Here is a 20782-nt window from a genome sequence, read left to right as displayed (position 1 = left end):
CAAAAAATTATCAAAACAAATTATCAAAACCCCCTCCTTTAAACTGCTATTGTCACCCACCCTTTACCGCGATCATCGTGATATCGAGCTGTCTGATTTGGTGATTTGTGTCCTAGCAATTTTTGAGTATCAATACCCTGTGCTTCGTAAAGACGTTCAGCCAGAGAGCGTTGCTCGTGGAAAGTAGCAGGCGTGCCATCTCCCCAATCTATTTCCGCTTTATCCCGCGCTTTACTGAAGTTCATTGTTATGGTGTTCGACTTCACTTGTGAGCCACGCTCAGCCTGTGAAGTCGACCGGAAAAAATGGATCAGATACGGACTCACGGCATAATCGCGGCAACGCACCACAACATCCCTAAGGCTCCAGTTGATAGCGTTCAATCTCAGTGAAAGAGGTATTGCCAGCTTGCTTCCTGTTTTCTCCTGAATAACATGAAGCTGGTCGTCCCAGATATCGCTGAATTTCATGTTAGAAATATCGCCCAGGCGCTGCCCAGTAACGAGAGCCAGTAGCATCGCATTACCCATATACTGATGGTTGGCGTCAGCTATATTGAAAATTTTTTGCCACTCATCAAGATTCAGGCGCTGCCGGGTAATGCGCCGGCGCGGTTGTTTCGTCGCCAGAGCAGGGTTGTATCCTGGAGGAACCTCACCATAGTGCTGTGCTTCTTTGAATACGTCGATTAACACGGAACGGATAACCTGCGCCATTCTCGGCTGCCCGTCCGATATGTATGACTCAAGTATTTGTGCAATATCCCGGACATCAACGGCAGAAATTAGCTTCATTCCGGCGCTTGCCCGAAGGAGGGCTACAGGTTTAGCCTTTTGCTTGTGGGTATTTGGCCTGATGTCACCGTTCTCCAGTCTTTCATCCTGAATTTTCCAGTAACGATCAAGCCATGTATTGGCGGTGATCGCTTTCCCTTTGCTGGTGGCAATTTTGTCACTAATTGCAAGCACCTGTCTGGTTCGTTGCTCGGCCAGTCGGGCATTCGCTTCAATGGCTATTGCTGTAGCCTCAGCCTCATCAGTGCCGAGGCTGTGAAATTTTCCTGTGACAGGATGCTTATAACGCCAATAAATTTTATTTACCTTCCTGCTAAATAGCGGATAGAGGTTAGGGACTTTGACATTATTCTTACGTGGGCGAGCAGCCATCAGACAGTATCCTTTGAAGCGCTGGCGAATCAGATTTTTTAATCATGGGCTTAGCAATATTTCCGGTAATTTCGGCATCTTCTCTTACCCGCCAATATCTGCCTTCTTTGCTGGCTGGTGGGGTGAACATGCTTTCTTTGGCGTACCGACGTAAAGTATTTAAACTTGGTGGGTTACTCCGGTATTTTGCCTCGGCCCATTCTTCTAAAGTCAGCATTTGAAGCATGTGCTTTACCTCATCATGGCCCATTTCAGGGCCATTTTCTGAATCCAAAAAATCAATTTGCTGTCAGGCGTTGCCAGATGGCTGACACGTATTTCACCTGATGATGGGCGTCTGCAATAGCTTTGTGCGCTTCGCCCTCAAATGGGATTTCGTATCGGGGAGTGAAGCCAACCGCTTTACCGAGCTCTACGATGGTTCTCACGTCCCGGTCGTTCCAGTGAACCCACGGACAGTGAATCCCGGTTCTGTCATATGAGCTTTTGAGAATGACGTTATCGAATGAAGCGCCATTTCCCCAGACCTGAACAGACGCAGAACCATTAGCAGCGTTTTCTGCGATAAACTCATTGAACTGAAGAAGGGCATCGTCGAGCGGGATAGCATCGTCGGCCACGATTTCAGCACGCGCCTCCGGAGATTTTTTTAACCACCAGATAATGGTTGAAGCGTCAGGAATTCCGCCGGAGGACATAGCAGACTCAAGGCTGATTATCTTGTAAAACTCTGCGCCTGCAGTCCCGGTATCCGGGTCGAAAAACACTGCGCCAATCGAAACGATCGGGGCATTGGCTTTGTTTCCCATGGTTTCAAGATCAACCATCAGATGCGAAAAGAGCGTGATGCCGGCGCTGTTGTTTTGATGTCCGGTATCGATATTCAGGGGAGTTGTGTCGTCACCAGTTTCAGCAACGCCTTCAACTGGGATAATTTCTGTCTGGCCTTTTGATAACGGAGAACTGTTCTCGGTTTCATTACTGTCTGTTTTTTCCATCTGCACATTGCTGGTGGTCTCCGTTTTAAGCGATGAACGGTCATCATTTTCTGGTTGTTTTTCGTTCATCAGGCCATCGACGGAGAATACGCCTCTGCCCAGATTTTCTACATGTGGTTGTTTTGTTGCGTCTTCTGCGCGGCGGCGGGCTCCTTCTTCACGCACGCGCTGTAGGTTCTCCTCATGAGTGCAGAGGGGGTTACGTGGAGATTGATCACTTTCAGCAACGGTGTTAACAACCAACTCCATAGCTGTGTCTGGCAGTGGCAGTAATTCAACCGCTGAATTAAACGCTGCTGTCATCGTCTGGTTAACGAATTCAAGGTGAGCAACAGGAGTCAGATGGATGTTTTCTGGCGCGATGCGCATCAGGTTAAAGATAGCTGCACGATTCACGGCCAGAATACCAGGCTGATTTCGCAGGATCTTGCTCCACGATTTCCATGGTTCCTCTTTTTTGCCGATAACTTCTTTTGCGCGGCGCAGCACGCTGCCAGGGATTTCATGAGGATTAAAGTCCATCGGCAGGGTTGCGCAGGCGATTTCCAGATCAAGAGAATCAAGAGTGTGGTGCGCGGCTTCACCGCGATCAGTGACGTAACCACCGTCGGCATTGGTCCCTGAGTCAGTACGCTGTACACAGCCGATGCGGTTACCCGCAGCCCATTCGCGCACAAGGATGCCGCGATCGATATGTTCAGTGCCGAACCAGGTCTTAAAGAACTGGATGACAAGGGACAGCTCTACGCGTTTACCGTCAATCGGGAAAACGGATTTCAGCGCAGTGATTACCCTGAAAATGTCGATCTCAGATGCTTTCTTGAATGGCTCTACGTTCTCAGCCGCCAGCAGCATGTTTTGCACATAGCTGTTATCAACATCCAGTTCGAGCGCAAGAATAGTTTTCTTCTGCTCCGCATCAATGTGATAGGCATATTCGTTGGCAATGAACTGAACCAGAATGCGCTGGCGAAGCGGCAGGGTTACGACAGTGGTAAGCACAGGAGTGCCAGATGAAGGCTCAATTTCATTCTTCACTGTTTCCGGGAGTTCGTCATAAAGCCATTTATGAACAGTGAGCGTGCGGGATTCCGGGTTTTCAATCCATTCATTCATAAATTCACCGAATGAACTGACGGCATGCTCCTCCTGGTCTCGTTCGAAAACCAATTTCAGTGCACTGACAAGGTTCCATTCGACATGAGCCGAAAGCGCTTTAATGCCCGGAACATTAGGTATGGCCAGCAGAAGATTTTGAATGTAGCGGTCGTTGTCGTCGCTTTCCATTTCGCCGATCTGGACATGCTGCTCTTCGGTGATCTCCTTCACTTCAGTGTCATTAATCAGATGAGCAATCAGGCGCTGCGAAAGGCGCAGGCGTGATACCGGGCGGAGCAGGGCGGCTTTTTCCGTGGAGGAATCGCTAACTCCGGCAGGTAAATTATCAGCCTGCTTGTTTTCAACCTCAGGTTCAGACTTGATGATCGGATACCAGGTGCGGTTGTCTTCTCCAAGCTCATAGCGTTTGCACCATTCGAAATCAATGGTGCTTTCCTCTGGCAGGTCGTTGAATACCGGGAAGTCGGTACGAACCGGCTTGAGGTAATCGCGTCCACGCCCGGTTTCGATTTCAGCATCTTCGAGAGCGACATCGAGCGCCAGACTGGCGCGCGCTTCGGTTTTTTGGGATTGCCAGAAAATAGCGTCAGGCTTGCCTGACTTCTGGGTTGCTTTGATTAAATGAAAGAATTCCATATCGGGTCCTTAATTTTGGTTGTAAGATACCCGCAGCTAGTGATTGCTGCCCTGGGTAGTGGTCATTGGTCAAAACTCGATTCCGGAAAGCTTTGGTCGGCTGACCGGGTACTCAACCCGCCTTGCGCGGGTTTTGTGCTTATTGGGGGCTGTCACTTCTCTTTAGCTGAGAGACCAGGACTGAGTCGAGCGCCACCAGAACGGGATCAAAGGCGGTATTTGCCGGAACCTTACTGACAGCCCGGATCACTTCTGAAACTGAAATATCACCTTCGCGGGGTACATATCCGCCACCGGGGCCTTTGTGAGAGGTCACAAGTTTACCGCGGCGCAATTGTTTGAAGATTTGCTCCAGGTAAGAGACCGAAAGCTTTGATTCTTTGCTCACTGCCGCGAGGGTGACTGGCGCACCGCTGTAGATGGTGTCCAGAACTGCAATGGCCTGGACGGATGCCATAACGCGCTTCATTCCAAATTCCATAATCTAGCCTTTCACAGGTTTACGGCCGTAGCCTGGGTTTTCTTCGATGGCATCAGGCTGGCAACAGCCATTGGTCAAAACTCGATTTAAAACTTCACTGCAGGCTGTTGGTCGTCAGCCGACTTAAACGGAAGGCACTGGCCTTTAACGTGCTGCTCGACGGTAGCTGCATCACAAATAGCTTCAGTCTTATAAACACCGAGCATGATGTCTGAGCATTCCCCGGTGAGGGCGCAGACGGAAATAACCAGGGCAAAAAGGGTGCTCATGCGTTTAACTCTGGATTGCCTTTCTGGGCCAGGAAGTAGCAGAACTGACGAATCAGGACTTCTGCCAGGTTAAGGCGAATGGCCTGGCGGCCAACTTTTTTACGTGCGAAGTCGATCATGGGTATCTCCTGTTTGCTGTTTGCCTTTTGCGTCTGGCCGACGGAACGGTAAACCTGCTGCGCGATTGCTTTGTCATCTCATCCCGTGTTTCGTATGCCGCCGGCAGCTACTTCGTGGGCGTCCTGCCTTGATGACTAATTTCTTGCTTGGTGTGTTTGAAGTTTCACATGGCGTGAATGTATCGTCAATACGAAATGTGAATTTAATTTTTCACAATGCGTGGAATTAAAATGATAGGAGCAAAAAAAAACCAGCTCGTAGGCTGGTTTCTTTAGATTTGGGAGTTAACTTTCAGGTCCGTTTTGTTCATCTGCAGGTTTGAATCTTCCACGAAGATATTTTTCTACGTAGTCGTCGATTTCTTTCAGCCTTAGCTGGAACAAATCGATCATTCGGTCCTGTTCGGCATCAGGGAGCTGCTTGAACAGATCGAGCATCGTCCGTTGCTTTTCGCTCAGCCACTTATCTTCATCACCTCGTTCACCGAACAAAAGTGCGCTTGGTGTCGTCCCTAATATTTTGGAAAGGGCTATTGCATCATCAGCACCGACATTCCTGGTGCCAGCTTCGTAATTAGCAAGGCGAGACGCGCCAGACCAACCGCAAGACTTTGCGACCTGACCTTGGCTTAAGCCCTTTTGAATGCGTAACGCTTTAATGCGTTCGCCGATCTGTTCAGCAATGGTCTTCATAGCCTGATGTTATCACGGAAAGTGAATGTCATTCGATTCACGTTTTGTATTGACTTGGGCTTCACAGTATGTGAATAATGCATTCATCTTACAGGAGAGGCAGATGAATTTAATTCCACACTACCGTAAACAGGGGCGCGTTTCCCAGCTTGCACTTGCACAACAAATTGGCTGGAACCAACCGCGTTTGGCGAATTACGAATCGAACCTGAGAACACCAAGTCTTGAGGATTCTCGTCGAATTGTTGGTGCGCTGAATTCATTAGGGGTGAGTTGTTCATTGGATGATGTTTTCCCGCCGCAAGATGAAGTTTAAGGAGTCAATATGCAAACAATCACTTATGGGCATCTTATACGCAAAAAAACTACAGCCCTGAAATCTCAAAATCAGTTTGAGCTACGTCGCCGCGATTCTATTCGTCACAGGAATATTTACGGCGCTGTTCGTGAGTGGGAATCAACGTTACCCGGTCAGGCGCAGGAACGCATTGCCCTGCTAGTGGCTGAGCGCTGGGCCGAACAAGGAGGGCGCGGAATAAGCGTTAACAAGCAGAACTTATTCCGCTACCTGAAAAACGAGGCGGGATCAGCGAAATATACCAGTTACGTGATCCAGCTTGCTGGCGCAATCACTTCTGCAATGCCCGTAGAGATAGCGCGCAAACATGGCCTCAGCAATCAGAAAACAGAATCTGAGCTGGTGGCCAGCGCAATCAAGGAGTGTAGCGAAGCACACCAGGCGAAGTTACTCGGTGCGCCCCTGCAAAAACTTGAGAAAGAGATCCGCGAGGCGGCGATCGCATTATTCAACATGCTACCCGCAGATGCGGCGGGACCACTACTGGCGAGTATTAGCGCCGTAGCGCCGCAGTTTTTGTAATCGAGTTTTGACCAATGAACATTAATACATCCACGGCAGGAGAGCGGTAATGGCTGGAGACTGGATCAAGATGCGTGCGGATTTGCACACACACCCAAAAGTCGTCCGCATTGCGTCCGCTTTGGATGCGGACAGATTGCGCGTAGTCGGCGCACTACATGCAACTTGGTGTCTGTTTGACGCTCATTCAGTTGACGGTGAGCTTGAGGGGTACTCCTCAAAAACACTTAACGACATGATCGGATTTGAAGGGTTTGCCCAGGCGTTAATCGCTGTTGGCTGGTTAGAAGAAACAGCCTCAAGCCTAAGCATGCCAAGGTTTGCAGAGCATAACGGGCAGTCTGCAAAACGCCGGGCGCAGGAGGCAGACAGGAAACGAAATATCCGCAAAGCGTCCGCAACTGATGCGGACAAAAAGCGGACCAGAGAAGAGAAGAGAAGAGAAGATCTAAACCCCTCTCTTAGCGCGGGTGCGAATGAAAACTCAGGTGATGTTGCTCCACCAGTTGAGCCGACCCCTCCGCGCTATCTGGATGGGCTGGAAGAACCGATCGGTAAATTCACGATGACGAGCAACTGGCTTCCGTCCCGTGATTTCCGCCAGCGTGCTGCGCAGTGGGGTGTACAGCTCCCTGACCCTGACTATCTGGACCCGGAACTGGCTGAGTTTGCCGCGTACTGGAACTCAGAAGGGAAAGTTTTCACCCAAATCCAGTGGGAGCAGAAGTTTGCCAGGCACATCGTGCTGGTGAGATCGAAACAGAAACCTGACGCCGGAGGTAACGACAATGCGGGAGTTCGACCAGAACCAACAGCATCCAGAGCTGTTCAGCAAATTCAGTCAGCACACGCAGAGTGGCGACGTCGGAACGGGATTGATAGCGGCGGAAACAGCGTGGAGGCTATGGCAGGTCATGGGGGAAATATTCTCGAACCGCTGGACACAGAAGAATGGGGCAGAACCTACGGCTCTCTGGATAGCTCAGATAGGTTCGATGACTGAAGCCCAGATCAAGCTGGTCTGCCAGCAGTGCATGGATCGTTGCGCCGTTGGTAACACCTGGCCTCCTGATCTTGCAGAGTTCGTGTCTCTGGTTTCTGAAAGCGGGGCCAATCCGTTTGGGCTGAAGTCTGAGAACGTTATGGAGCAATACCGCAGGTGGCGTAACGAATCATATCGGTACTCCGGAAGTGACAAATATCCGTGGCCGCAGCCAGTTCTGTATCACATCTGCATCGAGATGCGCAGAACGGGAGTAGAGCGGCAGATGACTGAGGGGGAACTAAAAAAACTGGCTGAGAAGCTGTTAACCAAATGGACGAAGCACGTCAGCAACGGGCTATCGGTTCCACCAATCCGTCGCCAGCTGGCTGCACCGCAGCATCCGGCAGGGCCAACTCCGGCACAGCTGCTGATGGAAGAGTACAAGCGCCGCAAAGCGGCAGGTTTAATCAACTAATCGAGTATTGACCAATGACCAAAGCATTAACCCAAAAAGACCAGGTGGCGGTATTTGTCCGTTACCAGCCGAACTGCGCTGTTGGCGATGTTTCCGAAGCGCTGGATATGTCAGGTGCAACTGTAGGGAAGTTATTACGCGAACTGAGTGATGAGGGAGTTATTCTGCGCTCCCGTAACAGCGTCCAGTTCATCTACACCGCCGTGGATGGTGCGCCTATTCCCGACGTGATTCTTCCCTGCATGGTGGAGAAAAGTGATCCGGTACTGACGCAGGCTGCCGAAGCGAAGGCAAAAGCGCTGGAAGAAAAGGGGCTCTGGCGTCGTGCAGCTGCAGTCTACTCCGACATGCTGGGAATAGCGTGCACTGCGGTTGAAGTTTCCCGCATTGCCAAACGTCGCAGCGAATGTCTTCGCATGGCAAAGAGGGCGTAACGATGCCGAGACCAAAAACGCACAACGAACGCGCCCTGATAATCACCTGGATTATCGAGCTGGTTAAACAGTATGGGCACGCGACGACGAAAGAAATCGCCGCCATGTTCGGTATCCATCGCACTACGGCGGAAAAATACATCCGTGTGGCAATGAAACGCGGTGAATCGGCATGGATGGGCAAGAAATACGGAAGACTTAATAAAAAAACATGGCGTGCAGATATTCGCGCCGGGTTTAAAGAGGCGTTTCGCGTATTGCGGCCACACGGCGTACTCATCTTTAAATGGAACGAAACTCAGATACCAGTTAGCCAGATTTTGGCACTCACCGATGCGAAACCTGCAATTGGACAGCGTACTGGTAAGAACGACAAAACCCACTGGATTAGCTTCGTAAAAAGTGGATCTGAACCAGAACATATTGAGCATGACACCCTAATGCAGTACGCCACAAAACGTATCGTTGAACTGGAAAATCTGCTGCTGGTGGATGTTCAGGAAACAGTATGGCCTGCCGAAGTTGGCGTGGTCTTTTCTCAGGTTGAGAGCGTCGGTGATCTGCCGGCGCACCACCAGCGCCGACTGAAACACCATATTAACCGCATGCTGCTGGAAAGAATGCCAGTACCTGCTGTGGTTACTGCTGCCTGTTCGCTGGCACATGCCATGGGGAAACACGAGTGAGAGAAATCATTGTTGATAATTTTGCTGGTGGTGGTGGGGCCAGTACCGGCATTGAAATGGCTACTGGCCGTAGTGTTGATATTGCTATCAACCACGATCCGAATGCAGTGGCAATGCATACAACAAACCACCCTGATACGTTGCATTACTGCGAGTCTGTATATGAGGTTCGACCAAAGATAGCTACTGCAGGTCGTCCGGTGGCACTGGCATGGTTTTCTCCCGATTGCCGACACTTCTCTAAAGCTAAAGGCGCTAAACCTGTCGAGAAAGCGATCCGTGCGCTGGCTTGGGTGGTATTGCGCTGGGGGCTGGACGTTGAACCTCGCGTCATGAAGCTGGAGAACGTGGAGGAGTTCAAAACGTGGGGGCCATTATTACGTGAGATGCCATTTATCAGTCACGCTGATCGTTTCCTTGATGAATTTATCGGGCCACCGGAACCTGTTGAACAGCGTCCTGACCCAACGCGAATCGGTGAGACCTTTAACGCCTTTGTCGCAATGTTGACGACAGGTATTTCTGCATCACATCCAGCGCTTGCTGAATGCTGTGAGTTTCTGAATATTTCGCTTGATAGCGACGATGCTGCTCGACTGGTAAAAGGACTGGGGTACACCGTTGAGTATCGCGAACTGCGCGCCTGCGACTATGGCGCACCGACAATCAGAAAGCGTTTCTTCATGGTCATGCGCCGCGATGGGAAGCCGATTGTGTGGCCGGAACCAACACATGCAGATCCGAAATCTCCGTTGGTCCTGGCTGGCAAGCTGGCTCCATGGCGTACCGCTGCCGAGTGTATTGACTGGTCAATCGTTGCACCGTCAATATTCGACCGCAAAAAGCCGTTGGCAGAAAACACCCTGAAACGTATTGCTCGCGGCATTCAGCGCTTTGTCATCAATAGCGCAACGCCGTTCATCGTGAAATGTAACCACACAACAACGAAAGGGAAGTATGACTGTTTCCGTGGTCAGTCACTGCATGAGCCGCTACAGACAATCACGAAGACGCATGGTTACGCAGTTGCTGTGCCACACCTGACCAAATTCAGAACGGGAGCAACCGGGCAGCCAGTTACCGAGCCTGTACCGACAATTACTGCCGGCACGTCTAAGCGACCGGGTGGAAATGGTCATGCGCTTGGCATGGTTGAAGCACAGTTAGCTCCATTCATCGCAAGGCAGTTTGGCTCTGGTGTAGGGCACAGAGTAGACGAACCGAGCGCCACTATTAATGCTGGCGGCGGCGGTAAATCGCAACTGGTGACGCCAACTCTCATCCAGATGGGTTATGGCGAACGTGAAGGGCAGGAGCCGCGTGTGCTGAAACTGGATAGCCCGTTGGGAACTGTCACCGCAGGGGGAAACAAGTTCGCAACGGTAAGCGCATTCCTGGCGAAGCACTACGGTGGCAACTATACCGGGCCGGGGGTGGGATTGGACGAACCAGCACATTCAGTAACGACTGTCGATCACCACGCTGTAGTAGCGTCCCATCTTGTTAAATTGCGCGGAACCTGCCGTGACGGTCAGCGCACTGATGACCCAATGCCAACGGTAACAGCTGGTGGACTGCATGTAGGAGAAGTAAAAACAACTCTTGCCGCTGGCGGGTACGATGAGCATCGTGCGCAGCAGACGCTGGAATTTCTGCGGAAATACTGCAGCGCAGATTGCGATGGGCTGGTGGAGATAGATGGCATCACCTACCGCATCGTTGATATTGGCATGCGAATGCTGCAACCGCATGAACTGTACCGCGCCCAGGGCTTCCCGGATTGGTACATCATCGATCGGGATTATACAGGCACGAAGTACGCGAAGGATAAGCAGGTGGCGCGCTGCGGTAACGCCGTTCCGCCGCCGTTCGCCGAAGCTCTGGTGCGGGCTAATCTATCGGAAATGTGTCACCGAACATCCATTGTAGCCTGACCTATAATCACTTCAGTAACAGGATCATATTTTTATGCTAGGCGAGTATATGAAGTAAATTCCGATATTATTGAGCAATGGGAGTGTTATGAGCGTTGGAAATGCAGAACCAAAGAACCCGGACGCAGCGGATTACAAAATTTATGCACGTCTTGATGCCGGAGAATCTCTGGATAGCATAATTGCTGACCCACCGACGACTAAGTACGGGCGGACCACCTGCGAGAGCAATATCAGGCAGGAGTATGGGTTTTGGAAGCGATGGCGAGAAAAGACCCCGAAGAAGTAAACCAGCACGCTTCGGCGGGTTTGCTGCCTATACGGCGACGGCAAATCAGTGCCAGTTAATCTGGCAGGGTTTTGTCAGCAGAAACAAATAGCGGCGTAATAAAACATTGCAAATACAACCCGCTACGGCGGGTTTTCTTTTTCTATTACTGACAGAAAATTAACAATATGTGCTCTTAAAGCGTTGATCAATCCACTGTATGGGTATACTGTATAAATATACAGTTATGCAATGGAGTCAATAATGAAAGTCGAATTAACCATTGATCGTACTAAAGAACTTCCGAAGGGCGCTGTCCCTGCACTGGAAAAAGAATTACTGAAAAGGCTCCAGGAACAGTTTGATGACTGCTCGCTGGTTATACGCCGCACTGGTTCAGATGGCTTAAGTGTTTTCGGCGGTGAGAAAGAGGCCAAAAAGAAGGTTGAAGAAATCCTCCAGCAGACCTGGGAAAGCGCAGACGACTGGTTTTACTGATACAGCATGCAAAAACTTTCCTGAGTAGTAAGGGGGATTGGTGAAACAAAAAGAAGAATTACCAAAAAAGGGCTATGCAGTCATCAGATGTCACGATGGGGTCATCGTTGCACGACTGCACTCATTTCCTGAATGTGAGCGAGCGCTGATGTACAGGCGTGGTGACGAGGTGTCGTTTATGCCACTTCAGGATGATGAGATTGTAGGAACACCAACACTATTTACTCAGATGCTGGAAAAAGCGGGTGTTCGCGTTTCGCAGAACTCTGTTACACTCCCGTCATAGGCCTGAACACCCTATACCTGCTGCGCCACTGGAGAGATACCATGGCGCAAAAACCAAGACAAACCACAATTCAAAACTCCCTCTCACTGACCTGTAAAAAGGCCAGCGATTTTCTTTTGCCGTTGATCCGAAAGGTGGCGGCATGAAAAAAGGCTGGTTTACTCACACCGGGCTAACAACGGAAGAAGCTAACGATCTGGTGGCACGCTACCAGGGAAAAGGCGTCCCTGTTGAAAAGAGCCTCGATGTAGATCCTCGTTTCTGGATAGTAAGCGCATTGTTGCCTGAGCAGTCATCACCCCCAAAAACGCAGCAAAGCCTGCGCTCACGGGCATGGAGGTGATTGTGAAGGTTTATAACATTTTGCCTGTGGGCAAACCCAGAATGACGCGGGCTGATAAGTGGAAGAAGCGGCCTGAGGTTATGCGATATCGCGCGTTCTGCGATCATGTTCGCCTGCTGGGTGTCGAACTACCTGAATCAAACTCCCACATTACTTTTATTCTTCCAATGCCGCAGAGCTGGAGCAAGAAGAAGCGACTGCAGTTTGACGGCCAGCCCCATCAGTCAAAACCGGACTTTGATAACCTGGTAAAAGCGTTATCTGATGCCATTTACGCAGATGATGCGCATATCTGGGATGCACGTATTACAAAGTTATGGGGTGAGGCCGGGCAGATCATTATCAGGGAGATTGCATGATGCGCGCTCTGCTGAAACCTGTTCTGGCCCGTGAACTGGGCGTTGTCCTGTTAAAGCCTGGCAGCGAACTGATGAGCCTGTTCAGTTCAGGAAGGGTATTGATTGAGCGCCAGCCTGAAAGCATGTCGCATCTTGCTACCGGGCTCGTTCCTGATGCAAGACAACCTCTGGCCCACCGGAGTTCACTGCTTTCTTTCTTCCTGAGCGAAAAGGTGATCGACGCTGCTGGTGGCTTAAGCGGTCTGGATTACTTTTTACTGAATTACGGTGGCGGGAAATGCCAGAACGCACACAGTGATTACCATTACCACGAAATGACTGTTATGCGTCATGAGCCAGGTTCGATCCTGCTCTGCGGTCATTGTGATAACCAGTTGCGTGAGCAGCACACTGAAGCGCTGGCGGGTCTGGCCCGTCAGAACGTGGTCAACTGGGTTCTGGATATGGTCCGGCTGGCACTTGGTATCGATAAATATCGTGAGATATCGCTTGCAGAGCTGAGCTGGTGGGCATTGCGCAAGGGTGTAACAGATGTACTGCCTGAGTCTGCTGTCAGCGATGTTCTCATGTTGCCGAAGGAAAAGGAGTATGGGCGCGAAAGCGATATCACCCCTTCAGTAGCGGCCACCAGCATTCTCGCCAGTAAAGTGGCGGAATCTCGCCTGCCACCAGCAATGTCTGAACCACTGGTGGGCGTTCTGGTTGATCCGGAGCCGCCCCAGTCATTCATGCGACGCCCTAAACACCTGCGCTGGCTGAATCCCGATTATCTGGCCTGGGTAAAAACGCAACCCTGCGAATGCTGCCAGATGCCTTCAGATGATCCACATCACTTAATCGGCTGGGGGCAGGGGGGCATGGCTACAAAATCCCATGACATTTTCGCCATCCCGTTATGCCGAAAGCATCACACCGAACTTCATAACGACCGACTGGCATTCGAGCGCAAGTATGGTTCGCAGCCGGAAATGATTATTAAAGTGCTGGACCGGGCCTTTGCGCTCGGCGTTCTGGCGTAAGTGGAGAACGCTAAATGATTAATCCTTCTGAAGTTGGTAAATCCGGCGAGATGGTTCGCCTTCGCACTCTCGAAAGCATCTGGGTACAGGGTAAGCTCCGCATGTGGGGCCGCTGGTCGTATATTGGCGGCGGTTCAGGCGGAAACATGTTCAACCAGCTGCTGGCATCCGGGAAAATCACCAAGACCGCAATCAATGAAGCGCTGCGTCGCATGAAGAAAGCGGGTATCAGCAAACCTGAACTGGAAACATTCTTCAAAGAGATCCTTGAAGGGAAAAACAAAAGCGGCCTGGCGTTCTGCACCGATGAAGAGGCTCTGAAGATTGACTCAGTGCTTAGCGCTGAGCTTTTACGTGCTGACAATAAACGACTGTATGACCTGATTAAAGATCGGTATGTCTATCGGATGAGCAAAAAGGCCATGGCTAGGGATCTCAATGAAAAGCATCCTGAATGGTGTTTGAGAACATGCGAGAGTCGTATTGATGTTTGGCTAAGTATTGCGGAATCGACGCTATACAGATCAATGTGTGATGCATTCGACACAAATGGCGACAGGTTTTACTTGAATGATTGCGCGGAAAGTGCTTAAATTCTGATAAGCTCGGGACGTTAAAGCTAACAGAGCGACAGAACAAAACAGAAGCCCGCCTAAGTGCGGGTTTTTTAATGAAATTAATTCCTTTCCTCGTTGTAAGTGATAAATTTAAACCCTATAAAAACTCATTTGTAAGGGTTTATCGTGCGTAAGATTCTTTTCACAGCGTTGTGTTTTTTCCCCGTTGTCACCTTTGCGAAATTTATCAACCCAATGGAGTTCGATGGCTCCGAAGCTCAAAAGAGCGAAGTTATTGAATACATCAAAGAGCGCGTTCATAAAGACTATTGTGATAGCCAGTTGGACATGTGTCAGGACACGGTTCTGCGCATGATGGAGCGTGAAAATCTGGATGCGTTCAAGCAAGCTACGCAGGCAAAAGATAAAAGGATCATGGATCAAGTGATCAGTGACTATTGCGACTCGGCTTTGGATATGTGCAACTATTCAACAATTAATATGATGTACATCGAAAACCTGAAGTCCTCCAAAGAAAGCCTTGAGTGGTAATTCATAAATAGCTCAGCTTCTCACCGTCTAATTCTCCAATATGAGGCCACCGCGTGGTGGCCTTTTTCGTTCCCCTCGTTCTGAGAGGACTCACAGCAATAAGAGGGGGATTAAATGTTCGACTCAATTGCCGTTGCTGAATGCAAAAAAAAGCGAGGGACGACATCGCATCCCCCGCTCAACAGTTTTCACAGTTTCTGTCTGTGGAAGTGAAAACTGGTGCGAAATGTAGTCGAGAGTGTTTTCGATGACAACTTTTTGAAGTTAATAATTCATTAAAAAGTTAATAAAATATCAACTCTACATATTGGCGTATTGACGATGTTAATCCTGAATATGTAAATTATGCGGGTGGCGAATCCCCCTGTGCGGCGGGGCGTACAGTCAATATTCTCTGATGAGAATCGAAAACGAGATCGCGGACTTCATGACTGGAAAGTTCACCGAGAGGCACTCGGCGCCACGATTAAAAGAAAAATGATTATTTCTACCGTTGAGAACCTGCCTTAAACGACAGTTTTTTTGTTCTGTGTTCTGAATCAGTGCTATGCTCAATTCGTGAGGCGAACTTAACTGCCTGATGGTTTTCCTGAATTGGTAAACGCGCTCAATACGTTTATATGAAAGGCAGCTAATCGTTCTTGCTATTACCTTAATTGATAGTCAACTGATTAGCCCGCTTTCAGAAGTGGGCTTTTTTTTGAAAATTGATTTGAATTAATTTATCCCTCGATTTTTCCCTTTTACCAGGTCTAAAAAACTATATGTTTGTAAGCGTTAAGTGAGCGCCGTATTGACGGTTATTTATCGGTAAGAACCACGTTCCATGGCAGCAGTTCGGCCACTTTGTTGCTGGGCCACTCCGGCAGTACGCTCAGGATATGGCGAAGGTAGGCTTCCGGATCGATACCATTCAGCCTGCACGTCCCGATCAGTCCGTACAGCAGGGCTCCGCGCTCACCACCGTGGTCGCTGCCGAAGAAGATAAAATTCTTTTTCCCAAGACAGACGGCACGAAGGGCTCGTTCGGCAGCGTTGTTATCAGGCTCTGCCAGGCCATCTTCACAGTAGTAGCACAGCGCATCCCACTGGTTCAGGACATAAGCGAACGCTTCGCCCAGACGGGACTTTTTCGACAGCGTCTCATTTTTTTCTACCAGCCATTCATGCAGCGATGCCAGCAGTGGTTTGCTTTGCGATTGTCTGGCTGCCAGACGCTCTTCTGTCGTGAGGCCGCGTATTTCTTCTTCTATCGCGTACAGCTCACCGATACGTTTCAGGGCTTCTTCCGCTGTCGCTGTGTGAGTGCTTATATAGACATCATGGATTTTTCGGCGGGCATGGGCCCAACATGCGGCTTCTGTCAGCGGCCCTCCTTCACGTTCCGGACTGAACAACCGATCGTAGCCTGCGAAGGCATCCGCCTGCAGCACACCATGATAGTGGCGAAGGTGTTGCTGAGGATGTTTTCCCTGCCGGTCTGGCGAGAAGGCGAACCATGCCGCTGGCGGATCTGATGAACCTGCGCTTCTGTCGTCACGTACATACGTCCAGATACGCCCGGTTTTCGTCTTCTTTCTGCCCGGTGCAAGCACCAGAACCGGAGTGTCATCCGTATGCAGTTTGTGGCAGTCCATCACGTAGTGGTAAAGGGCCTCATCCAGCGGGGCCATTAACCGGCAACATGCATCCACCCAGTTGGAGAGCAGAGCCCGGCTCAGATCCACGCCCTGACGGGCAAAGATTTCGCACTGGCGATACAGCGGCAGGTGTTCGCAGTATTTGGCCGTTAACACGCGGGCCAGCAGACCCGGCCCGGCGATACCCCGATCGATGGGACGTGATGGCGCAGGTGCTTCAACGATACAGTCACATCGGGTGCAGGCCTTTTTCACCCTGACCGTGCGGATCACTTTCAGGGCGCTGGAGACCAGTTCCAGCTGCTCCACGCTGACTTCGCTGAGGTACGCCATACCGCTGCCGCATTCCGGACAGCTGGTTTCCGCAGGATCCAGCCGATGTATCTCGCGGGGAAGATGTGCTGGTAACGGGCGACGATGGCGGGACTGACGCAACTGGCGAGGTACCTGCGGATCGTCTTCCCGTCCGTTGTAGCGATCGCTTTGCTGCTCCTGCTGTTTCAGCAGGGCTTCGGCTTCTTCAACCTGTCGGCGAAGTTTTTCGGAGCGGGTACCGAACAACATTCGACGCAGTTTTTCTATCTGTGCCCGCAGATGCTCTATCTCGCGCTCTTCGTTCTCTATTTTCTCTTCTGCGCGGGCCAGTGCAGAACGCAGGAACGACTCAGTCTCTGCAACGAGACTGAGCTGACTGTCTTTCTGGCGAAGCGCGTCTTCCAGCGCAGCGATACGGGCGAGATAGTCGTGATTCATAACCGCTTTTATAATGCGGTTATGATTTTTTTACAACATTGTCAGTGAGTTAAGGCGGGATATTTTTGGCTGGCGCCAGTCCAGCTTATCAAGGAGCATGGCAAGTTGTGAGCGGGTGATCGCGATTTTGCCGTCGCGTACAGCAGGCCAGACGAACTGTCCCTCTTCCAGGCGTTTGATAAACAGGCACAGACCATCAGCATCAGCCCAAAGTATTTTCACGGTATCGCCACGGCGTCCCCGGAAGATAAACAGATGGCCGGAGAAGGGATCCTCATCCAGAACGTGGTGTATCTGTTCGCCCAGCCCGTTGAAGGATTTACGCATATCCGTGGCCCCGGCGACCAGCCAGATGCGGGTGCCTGACGGGAGGGATATCATGGTGTCCTCCCGGTCAATTCGCGGATCAGCACAGTCAGCAACTCTGACGACGGGTTCTCCAGCGTCATTTTGCCGTGGCGGAACTCAACATGACAGGAAGTGGCGCTGGCGTGAGCGGAGGAGAACGTACACAGAGTGTCATTCTCTGCTGCGGGCAACGGGTCGTTGATAACGTCGACGGACAACAGAGTCGGAGAAGCCGGAAGAGATTGAGGTACCACCGGCCCCACGATAGTTGCAGGCATTCGACGAGAGATTCGCCCCTCTCTCTGCCAGAGGCGTATCCACTTAAAAATGAGATTATTATCAACGCCATGTTCCCGCGCCAGTTGTGCGACGTTGGCATCTGGTCGTGAAGCCAGTTCGACCATCCGAAGTTTGAAGTCACTGGAATAGACGGTACGCGATTCAGTTCGCCAGTTGGCAGCATTTTCCATAAACAGAGCTCCTTCTAAATTAGACGGAGCTCTAAGCTAGCGATCCCGGGACTGGAATCACAGGCGGCAGTGACTTGACGCTTACATATGTTTGTGCTAATAGTTTAGATATGTAACCAGGGTGTTTGGATGGGTTGCATCTGGAGGAGGTATGAATCTTGATAAATATCATAACCTAGCACTGTATCTGCTAAGGATAGCCGAGATGCAAAAAGACGAGGGCAGGGACTATAGTCTTGTAGATTACAGGTTGCTGACTACTACAGCGGCGGCAATCGAAGAATTGTTGATGAAAGTAAAAGATAGCAGGCAAAAGCAAGAGCCTTAACACCCGTTTTATCTGAACCTCCAAAACCACCTTTAGCCGGGTGGTTTTTTTATTTCAACATACCACCCGCACTCAGCGAGGTGAGAGACCATGAAGATGCATAACGATCCCCACTCCTGGACGGAGTTTATCGATTTACTCCAAAGCTGGTGTCGTGGAGACACCCCGATGGGTGCAGTACTGCTATCGATAGTGATGGCAGTACTGCGAATTGCTTACGGTGGCGGTGGTTGGAAAAAAATGGTGCTGGAGGGGTTGATGTGCGGAGCTATGACGCTAACTGCGGTATCAGCTCTGGAATACTTCAATCTTCCTCAAAGCCTTTCAATAGCAATCGGGGGTGCTCTTGGTTTCGTCGGTGTAGAGCAGGTTCGTACAGTGGCAACACGCGTATTCAATGTCCGGTTCGGAGGTGGCGATGCAAACCAGTGAAAAAGGTATTGAGCTGATCAAAGCGTTCGAAGGCTGCAAATTAACGGCGTACCAGGACAGTGTCGGCGTATGGACCATTGGTTATGGCTGGACTCAGCCTGTCGACGGTAAAACGATACGCGCCGGAATGACCATTAAGCAGGAGACTGCAGAACGCCTGCTGAAGACTGGCCTGGTGAGTTACGAGAATGACGTGATGAAGCTGGTGCGCGTGAAGCTGACTCAGGGCCAGTTTGACGCTCTGGTGTCATTCACCTACAACCTCGGCGCTCGTTCGTTATCAACATCCACGTTGCTGAAAAAACTGAATTCAGGTGATTACGCTGATGCGGCTGATGAATTCCCGAAATGGAATAAAGCTGGTGGCAAGGTACTGAATGGGCTTGCACGTCGGCGGGAGGCAGAGCGTGCTCTGTTTCTGTCGTGATTACCCTGGCTGATATCAAATCTGCATGGCGTCTGATACTGCTGGTGTCCGTCATTGCAGTGGTTGCAGTGCTGTGCATCCTGCTGGCAAACAGTCGATCAGACCTTGCTGCTGCGAAGAGCGATAATAACGTTCTTCGCAATGACAACACTTTGCAGGGACAGGTCATCGCCACACAGATTTTTAACTTCAACCGGTTTAACCAGGTTGCAGAGAACGCCAGCCGTCTTAATTCACTTATTGATGCCAGCACCGATAAAACTGTCATCGAATACCGGGAGATCCTCCGCCGTGAAAAAACCTGTGATCTGCCTGTTCCTGCTGATGTCGCTGGTGGGCTGCTCGACTACACGCACCGTTTACGTTCCAGCGCAATGCACCCCGATACCGGGAACGCTGACGCAGCCAGTGATAGCGCCACTTCCACCAGCGGGCTGACATATTGCCAGGCTGTTCTCTGGATAAAGCCACTGCTGGCAGCTATCGAAAAAGCGAATAACCAACTGGCTGGTGTTCGTGACATTGAGCAACAGCGCCAAACGACATCTGATTGAACGAGTCAGGGTAAACTGAGTGTGATATTAAATGATCGCCTTACGTAGTTGGGTCAACTCATGCTCGCTGAGGTGCGCATATTCCTTGATTTGCAAAATAACTGACTCTTTATTGTTCGACATAATTGACGAAAGATAGTTGCCTGTAGACGTGTCGAACAGACTAACCAGGTACAGCGGCGATGATTTTGAATACTGATAGGTGATTGATATTTTGCCGCTGATTTTTAATTTATCCATGATTGCTTTGTCTTAATGCAAATTAAAAGTTAATTGTTATTCTCTGACGGCACAGCTTAATCCGCGAAAATGGTTTGTGAGATTACAATAACACCGCTAAAAATAGTAGGAATATCGTTAAGTTATTGTAACTGGTGCTACAGGCAGGGCACGAAAAACTCGGTAACACCTTTCATCTGAAACTAATAGTAAGAAGTCCCGACCAAATCGGCAGTAACCCCCTTAAATTTGGTAAGTAGGATTAATCTTGGTTAAGTGGTAATAACTCTCCAAAATAATAAGGAGACGTTATCTTGAAAATTTTAGGGTTGGATGAGTACAGAACACTGCGTGGGAGTGGTGCGTTGAAATTTTTCGAACTTGAAGGCGTGCCGAACAGTGACTGGGTAAGTATCTTTCAAAATTTATTCGCACAGGATACAGAGCAGGCATGGATCGAAGGGTATTGTATTGTGACGAACTGCCCAACAAGCGAGATTTCAACTCGTCGAATCTATCTCCAGTCCAAATGTGATGAAGCGACGGAAGCTCTCAAGAAAAAAGAGGGGATGCTTTAACTCACACTTGCTATCTTGGTCGCCGGAGAGTTGGTTTTTATTATTTTCTTGAGGTTATCTCTGAGCCTAGCCTCAGGGAATAGTGCTCATACGCATTTGGTGAGGGTTAGTAAGAAAAGGCGTACCTCTGTTACAGCGTGGTGGCCATTACGTGCGGCAGACACTGACTTACAGTTTCTTATCCGTGCATGATGTGTATTGAATCGCCACGGGTTTAACAGACACCTCAGAGTCATTTAAGATGACTTAAAGAGAGGTGCCCATGAGCGGTAAGCG

The 20782-nt window shown here is 50.2% G+C and carries 29 protein-coding genes and 2 pseudogenes; 20 read left to right on the top strand and 11 right to left on the bottom strand.

Annotated elements, in window-relative coordinates; translation table 11 throughout:
• Positions 1 to 38: 38 nt before the first annotated feature.
• The 7 genes from GF617_RS10830 to GF617_RS10805 all read right to left on the bottom strand — a co-directional run bounded on the left by GF617_RS10830 (position 39) and on the right by GF617_RS10805 (position 5481).
• Positions 39 to 1166, bottom strand: a complete 1128-nt coding sequence (locus tag GF617_RS10830) for a site-specific integrase (protein ID WP_203451660.1) — start codon at positions 1164 to 1166, stop codon at positions 39 to 41.
• Entirely contained in the window at positions 1147 to 1392 is a 246-nt protein-coding gene (locus GF617_RS10825; RefSeq protein WP_203451659.1) for an excisionase, read from the bottom strand. Before GF617_RS10825 ends, GF617_RS10830 begins: the two co-directional genes overlap by 20 nt.
• A gap of 52 nt (positions 1393 to 1444) precedes the next feature.
• Entirely contained in the window at positions 1445 to 3919 is a 2475-nt protein-coding gene (locus GF617_RS10820) for an exonuclease (protein WP_203451658.1), read from the bottom strand.
• 139 nt (positions 3920 to 4058) lie between these two features.
• On the bottom strand, positions 4059 to 4400 hold the full coding sequence (locus GF617_RS10815) for an Rrf2 family transcriptional regulator (RefSeq protein ID WP_181619925.1): 342 nt from the start codon (positions 4398 to 4400) through the stop codon (positions 4059 to 4061).
• A gap of 86 nt (positions 4401 to 4486) precedes the next feature.
• Positions 4487 to 4669 carry a DUF1482 family protein gene (locus GF617_RS10810; RefSeq protein WP_203451657.1) on the bottom strand — a complete coding sequence of 61 codons (183 nt, stop codon included), beginning with the start codon at positions 4667 to 4669 and terminating at the stop codon, positions 4487 to 4489.
• Entirely contained in the window at positions 4666 to 4788 is a 123-nt protein-coding gene (locus GF617_RS27370; RefSeq protein WP_255547645.1) for a hypothetical protein, read from the bottom strand. The genes GF617_RS10810 and GF617_RS27370 overlap by 4 nt, the downstream gene beginning before the upstream one ends.
• Before the next feature lie 285 nt (positions 4789 to 5073).
• Positions 5074 to 5481: a helix-turn-helix domain-containing protein gene (locus tag GF617_RS10805; protein WP_203451656.1), complete on the bottom strand. Its 408-nt coding sequence runs from the start codon at positions 5479 to 5481 to the stop codon at positions 5074 to 5076.
• Positions 5482 to 5584: 103 nt separating this feature from the next.
• Here GF617_RS10805 and GF617_RS10800 point away from each other — a divergent pair, with 103 nt between their 5' ends.
• The 15 genes and pseudogenes from GF617_RS10800 to GF617_RS10735 all read left to right on the top strand — a co-directional run bounded on the left by GF617_RS10800 (position 5585) and on the right by GF617_RS10735 (position 14757).
• Positions 5585 to 5797: a helix-turn-helix transcriptional regulator gene (locus tag GF617_RS10800; RefSeq protein ID WP_203451655.1), complete on the top strand. Its 213-nt coding sequence runs from the start codon at positions 5585 to 5587 to the stop codon at positions 5795 to 5797.
• A 9-nt stretch (positions 5798 to 5806) separates the two neighbouring features.
• On the top strand, positions 5807 to 6361 hold the full coding sequence (locus GF617_RS10795; protein ID WP_203451654.1) for a toxin YdaT family protein: 555 nt from the start codon (positions 5807 to 5809) through the stop codon (positions 6359 to 6361).
• 49 nt (positions 6362 to 6410) lie between these two features.
• On the top strand, positions 6411 to 7364 hold the full coding sequence (locus GF617_RS10790) for a DnaT-like ssDNA-binding domain-containing protein (protein WP_239006423.1): 954 nt from the start codon (positions 6411 to 6413) through the stop codon (positions 7362 to 7364).
• Positions 7276 to 7821, top strand: coding sequence for a replication protein P (locus tag GF617_RS10785; RefSeq protein WP_239006422.1), 546 nt, complete (start codon positions 7276 to 7278; stop codon positions 7819 to 7821). Before GF617_RS10790 ends, GF617_RS10785 begins: the two co-directional genes overlap by 89 nt.
• Before the next feature lie 14 nt (positions 7822 to 7835).
• A complete protein-coding gene (locus GF617_RS10780; RefSeq protein WP_181619919.1) occupies positions 7836 to 8255 on the top strand; it encodes a PerC family transcriptional regulator in 420 nt (139 codons plus the stop codon).
• Positions 8228 to 8395, top strand: a pseudogene (locus GF617_RS27105) (DUF977 family protein); the annotation flags it as partial. The gene GF617_RS10780 and the pseudogene GF617_RS27105, both read left to right, overlap by 28 nt.
• Before the next feature lie 21 nt (positions 8396 to 8416).
• Positions 8417 to 8665, top strand: a pseudogene (locus GF617_RS27100) (SAM-dependent methyltransferase); the annotation flags it as partial.
• 272 nt (positions 8666 to 8937) lie between these two features.
• Positions 8938 to 10875, top strand: coding sequence for a DNA cytosine methyltransferase (locus GF617_RS10770; protein WP_203451651.1), 1938 nt, complete (start codon positions 8938 to 8940; stop codon positions 10873 to 10875).
• 532 nt (positions 10876 to 11407) lie between these two features.
• Complete coding sequence (locus GF617_RS10765; RefSeq protein ID WP_181619913.1) at positions 11408 to 11641, top strand: DinI-like family protein; 234 nt, start codon at positions 11408 to 11410, stop codon at positions 11639 to 11641.
• Positions 11642 to 11681: 40 nt separating this feature from the next.
• On the top strand, positions 11682 to 11927 hold the full coding sequence (locus tag GF617_RS10760) for a hypothetical protein (protein ID WP_181619912.1): 246 nt from the start codon (positions 11682 to 11684) through the stop codon (positions 11925 to 11927).
• A 142-nt stretch (positions 11928 to 12069) separates the two neighbouring features.
• On the top strand, positions 12070 to 12270 hold the full coding sequence (locus tag GF617_RS10755) for a hypothetical protein (protein ID WP_181619911.1): 201 nt from the start codon (positions 12070 to 12072) through the stop codon (positions 12268 to 12270).
• On the top strand, positions 12261 to 12629 hold the full coding sequence (locus tag GF617_RS10750) for a RusA family crossover junction endodeoxyribonuclease (protein ID WP_181619910.1): 369 nt from the start codon (positions 12261 to 12263) through the stop codon (positions 12627 to 12629). The genes GF617_RS10755 and GF617_RS10750 overlap by 10 nt, the downstream gene beginning before the upstream one ends.
• Complete coding sequence (locus GF617_RS10745) at positions 12629 to 13648, top strand: DUF968 domain-containing protein (protein ID WP_203451693.1); 1020 nt, start codon at positions 12629 to 12631, stop codon at positions 13646 to 13648. Before GF617_RS10750 ends, GF617_RS10745 begins: the two co-directional genes overlap by 1 nt.
• Positions 13649 to 13662: 14 nt before the next feature.
• Positions 13663 to 14241, top strand: a complete 579-nt coding sequence (locus GF617_RS10740) for a DUF1133 family protein (RefSeq protein ID WP_203451650.1) — start codon at positions 13663 to 13665, stop codon at positions 14239 to 14241.
• Between the two features lie 150 nt (positions 14242 to 14391).
• Positions 14392 to 14757, top strand: coding sequence for a hypothetical protein (locus GF617_RS10735; RefSeq protein WP_203451649.1), 366 nt, complete (start codon positions 14392 to 14394; stop codon positions 14755 to 14757).
• Positions 14758 to 15557: 800 nt separating this feature from the next.
• Here GF617_RS10735 and GF617_RS10730 read toward each other — a convergent pair.
• From GF617_RS10730 to GF617_RS10720, 3 genes are read right to left on the bottom strand one after another with little or no spacing between them, the layout of a single operon-like run.
• On the bottom strand, positions 15558 to 17150 hold the full coding sequence (locus GF617_RS10730; RefSeq protein ID WP_023307215.1) for an IS66-like element ISKox1 family transposase: 1593 nt from the start codon (positions 17148 to 17150) through the stop codon (positions 15558 to 15560).
• Between the two features lie 30 nt (positions 17151 to 17180).
• A complete protein-coding gene (gene tnpB / locus GF617_RS10725; protein ID WP_004189161.1) occupies positions 17181 to 17531 on the bottom strand; it encodes an IS66 family insertion sequence element accessory protein TnpB in 351 nt (116 codons plus the stop codon).
• A complete protein-coding gene (locus GF617_RS10720) occupies positions 17528 to 17968 on the bottom strand; it encodes a transposase (RefSeq protein ID WP_023307217.1) in 441 nt (146 codons plus the stop codon). Before GF617_RS10720 ends, tnpB begins: the two co-directional genes overlap by 4 nt.
• 151 nt (positions 17969 to 18119) lie before the next feature.
• Here GF617_RS10720 and GF617_RS10715 point away from each other — a divergent pair, with 151 nt between their 5' ends.
• The 4 genes from GF617_RS10715 to GF617_RS10700 all read left to right on the top strand — a co-directional run bounded on the left by GF617_RS10715 (position 18120) and on the right by GF617_RS10700 (position 19709).
• Positions 18120 to 18296 (top strand): hypothetical protein, encoded by a 177-nt coding sequence (locus GF617_RS10715; protein WP_203451648.1) that lies wholly within the window; start codon positions 18120 to 18122, stop codon positions 18294 to 18296.
• Between the two features lie 90 nt (positions 18297 to 18386).
• Positions 18387 to 18728, top strand: coding sequence for a phage holin, lambda family (locus GF617_RS10710; protein WP_203451647.1), 342 nt, complete (start codon positions 18387 to 18389; stop codon positions 18726 to 18728).
• Positions 18715 to 19155, top strand: coding sequence for a lysozyme (locus GF617_RS10705; protein WP_203451646.1), 441 nt, complete (start codon positions 18715 to 18717; stop codon positions 19153 to 19155). The genes GF617_RS10710 and GF617_RS10705 overlap by 14 nt, the downstream gene beginning before the upstream one ends.
• A complete protein-coding gene (locus tag GF617_RS10700; RefSeq protein ID WP_203451645.1) occupies positions 19152 to 19709 on the top strand; it encodes a hypothetical protein in 558 nt (185 codons plus the stop codon). The genes GF617_RS10705 and GF617_RS10700 overlap by 4 nt, the downstream gene beginning before the upstream one ends.
• A gap of 27 nt (positions 19710 to 19736) precedes the next feature.
• Here the strand turns inward: GF617_RS10700 and GF617_RS10695 are convergent, their stop codons facing one another.
• Entirely contained in the window at positions 19737 to 19949 is a 213-nt protein-coding gene (locus tag GF617_RS10695; protein ID WP_203451644.1) for a hypothetical protein, read from the bottom strand.
• A gap of 293 nt (positions 19950 to 20242) precedes the next feature.
• Between GF617_RS10695 and GF617_RS10690 the strand changes: the two genes are divergently transcribed.
• Positions 20243 to 20506: a hypothetical protein gene (locus GF617_RS10690; RefSeq protein ID WP_239006420.1), complete on the top strand. Its 264-nt coding sequence runs from the start codon at positions 20243 to 20245 to the stop codon at positions 20504 to 20506.
• Positions 20507 to 20782: the final 276 nt, after the last annotated feature.

It is taken from the genome of Lelliottia sp. RWM.1, from assembly GCF_016859735.1.
GTDB lineage: Bacteria > Pseudomonadota > Gammaproteobacteria > Enterobacterales > Enterobacteriaceae > Enterobacter.
This window is presented reverse-complemented; position numbering and strand designations above follow the sequence as displayed.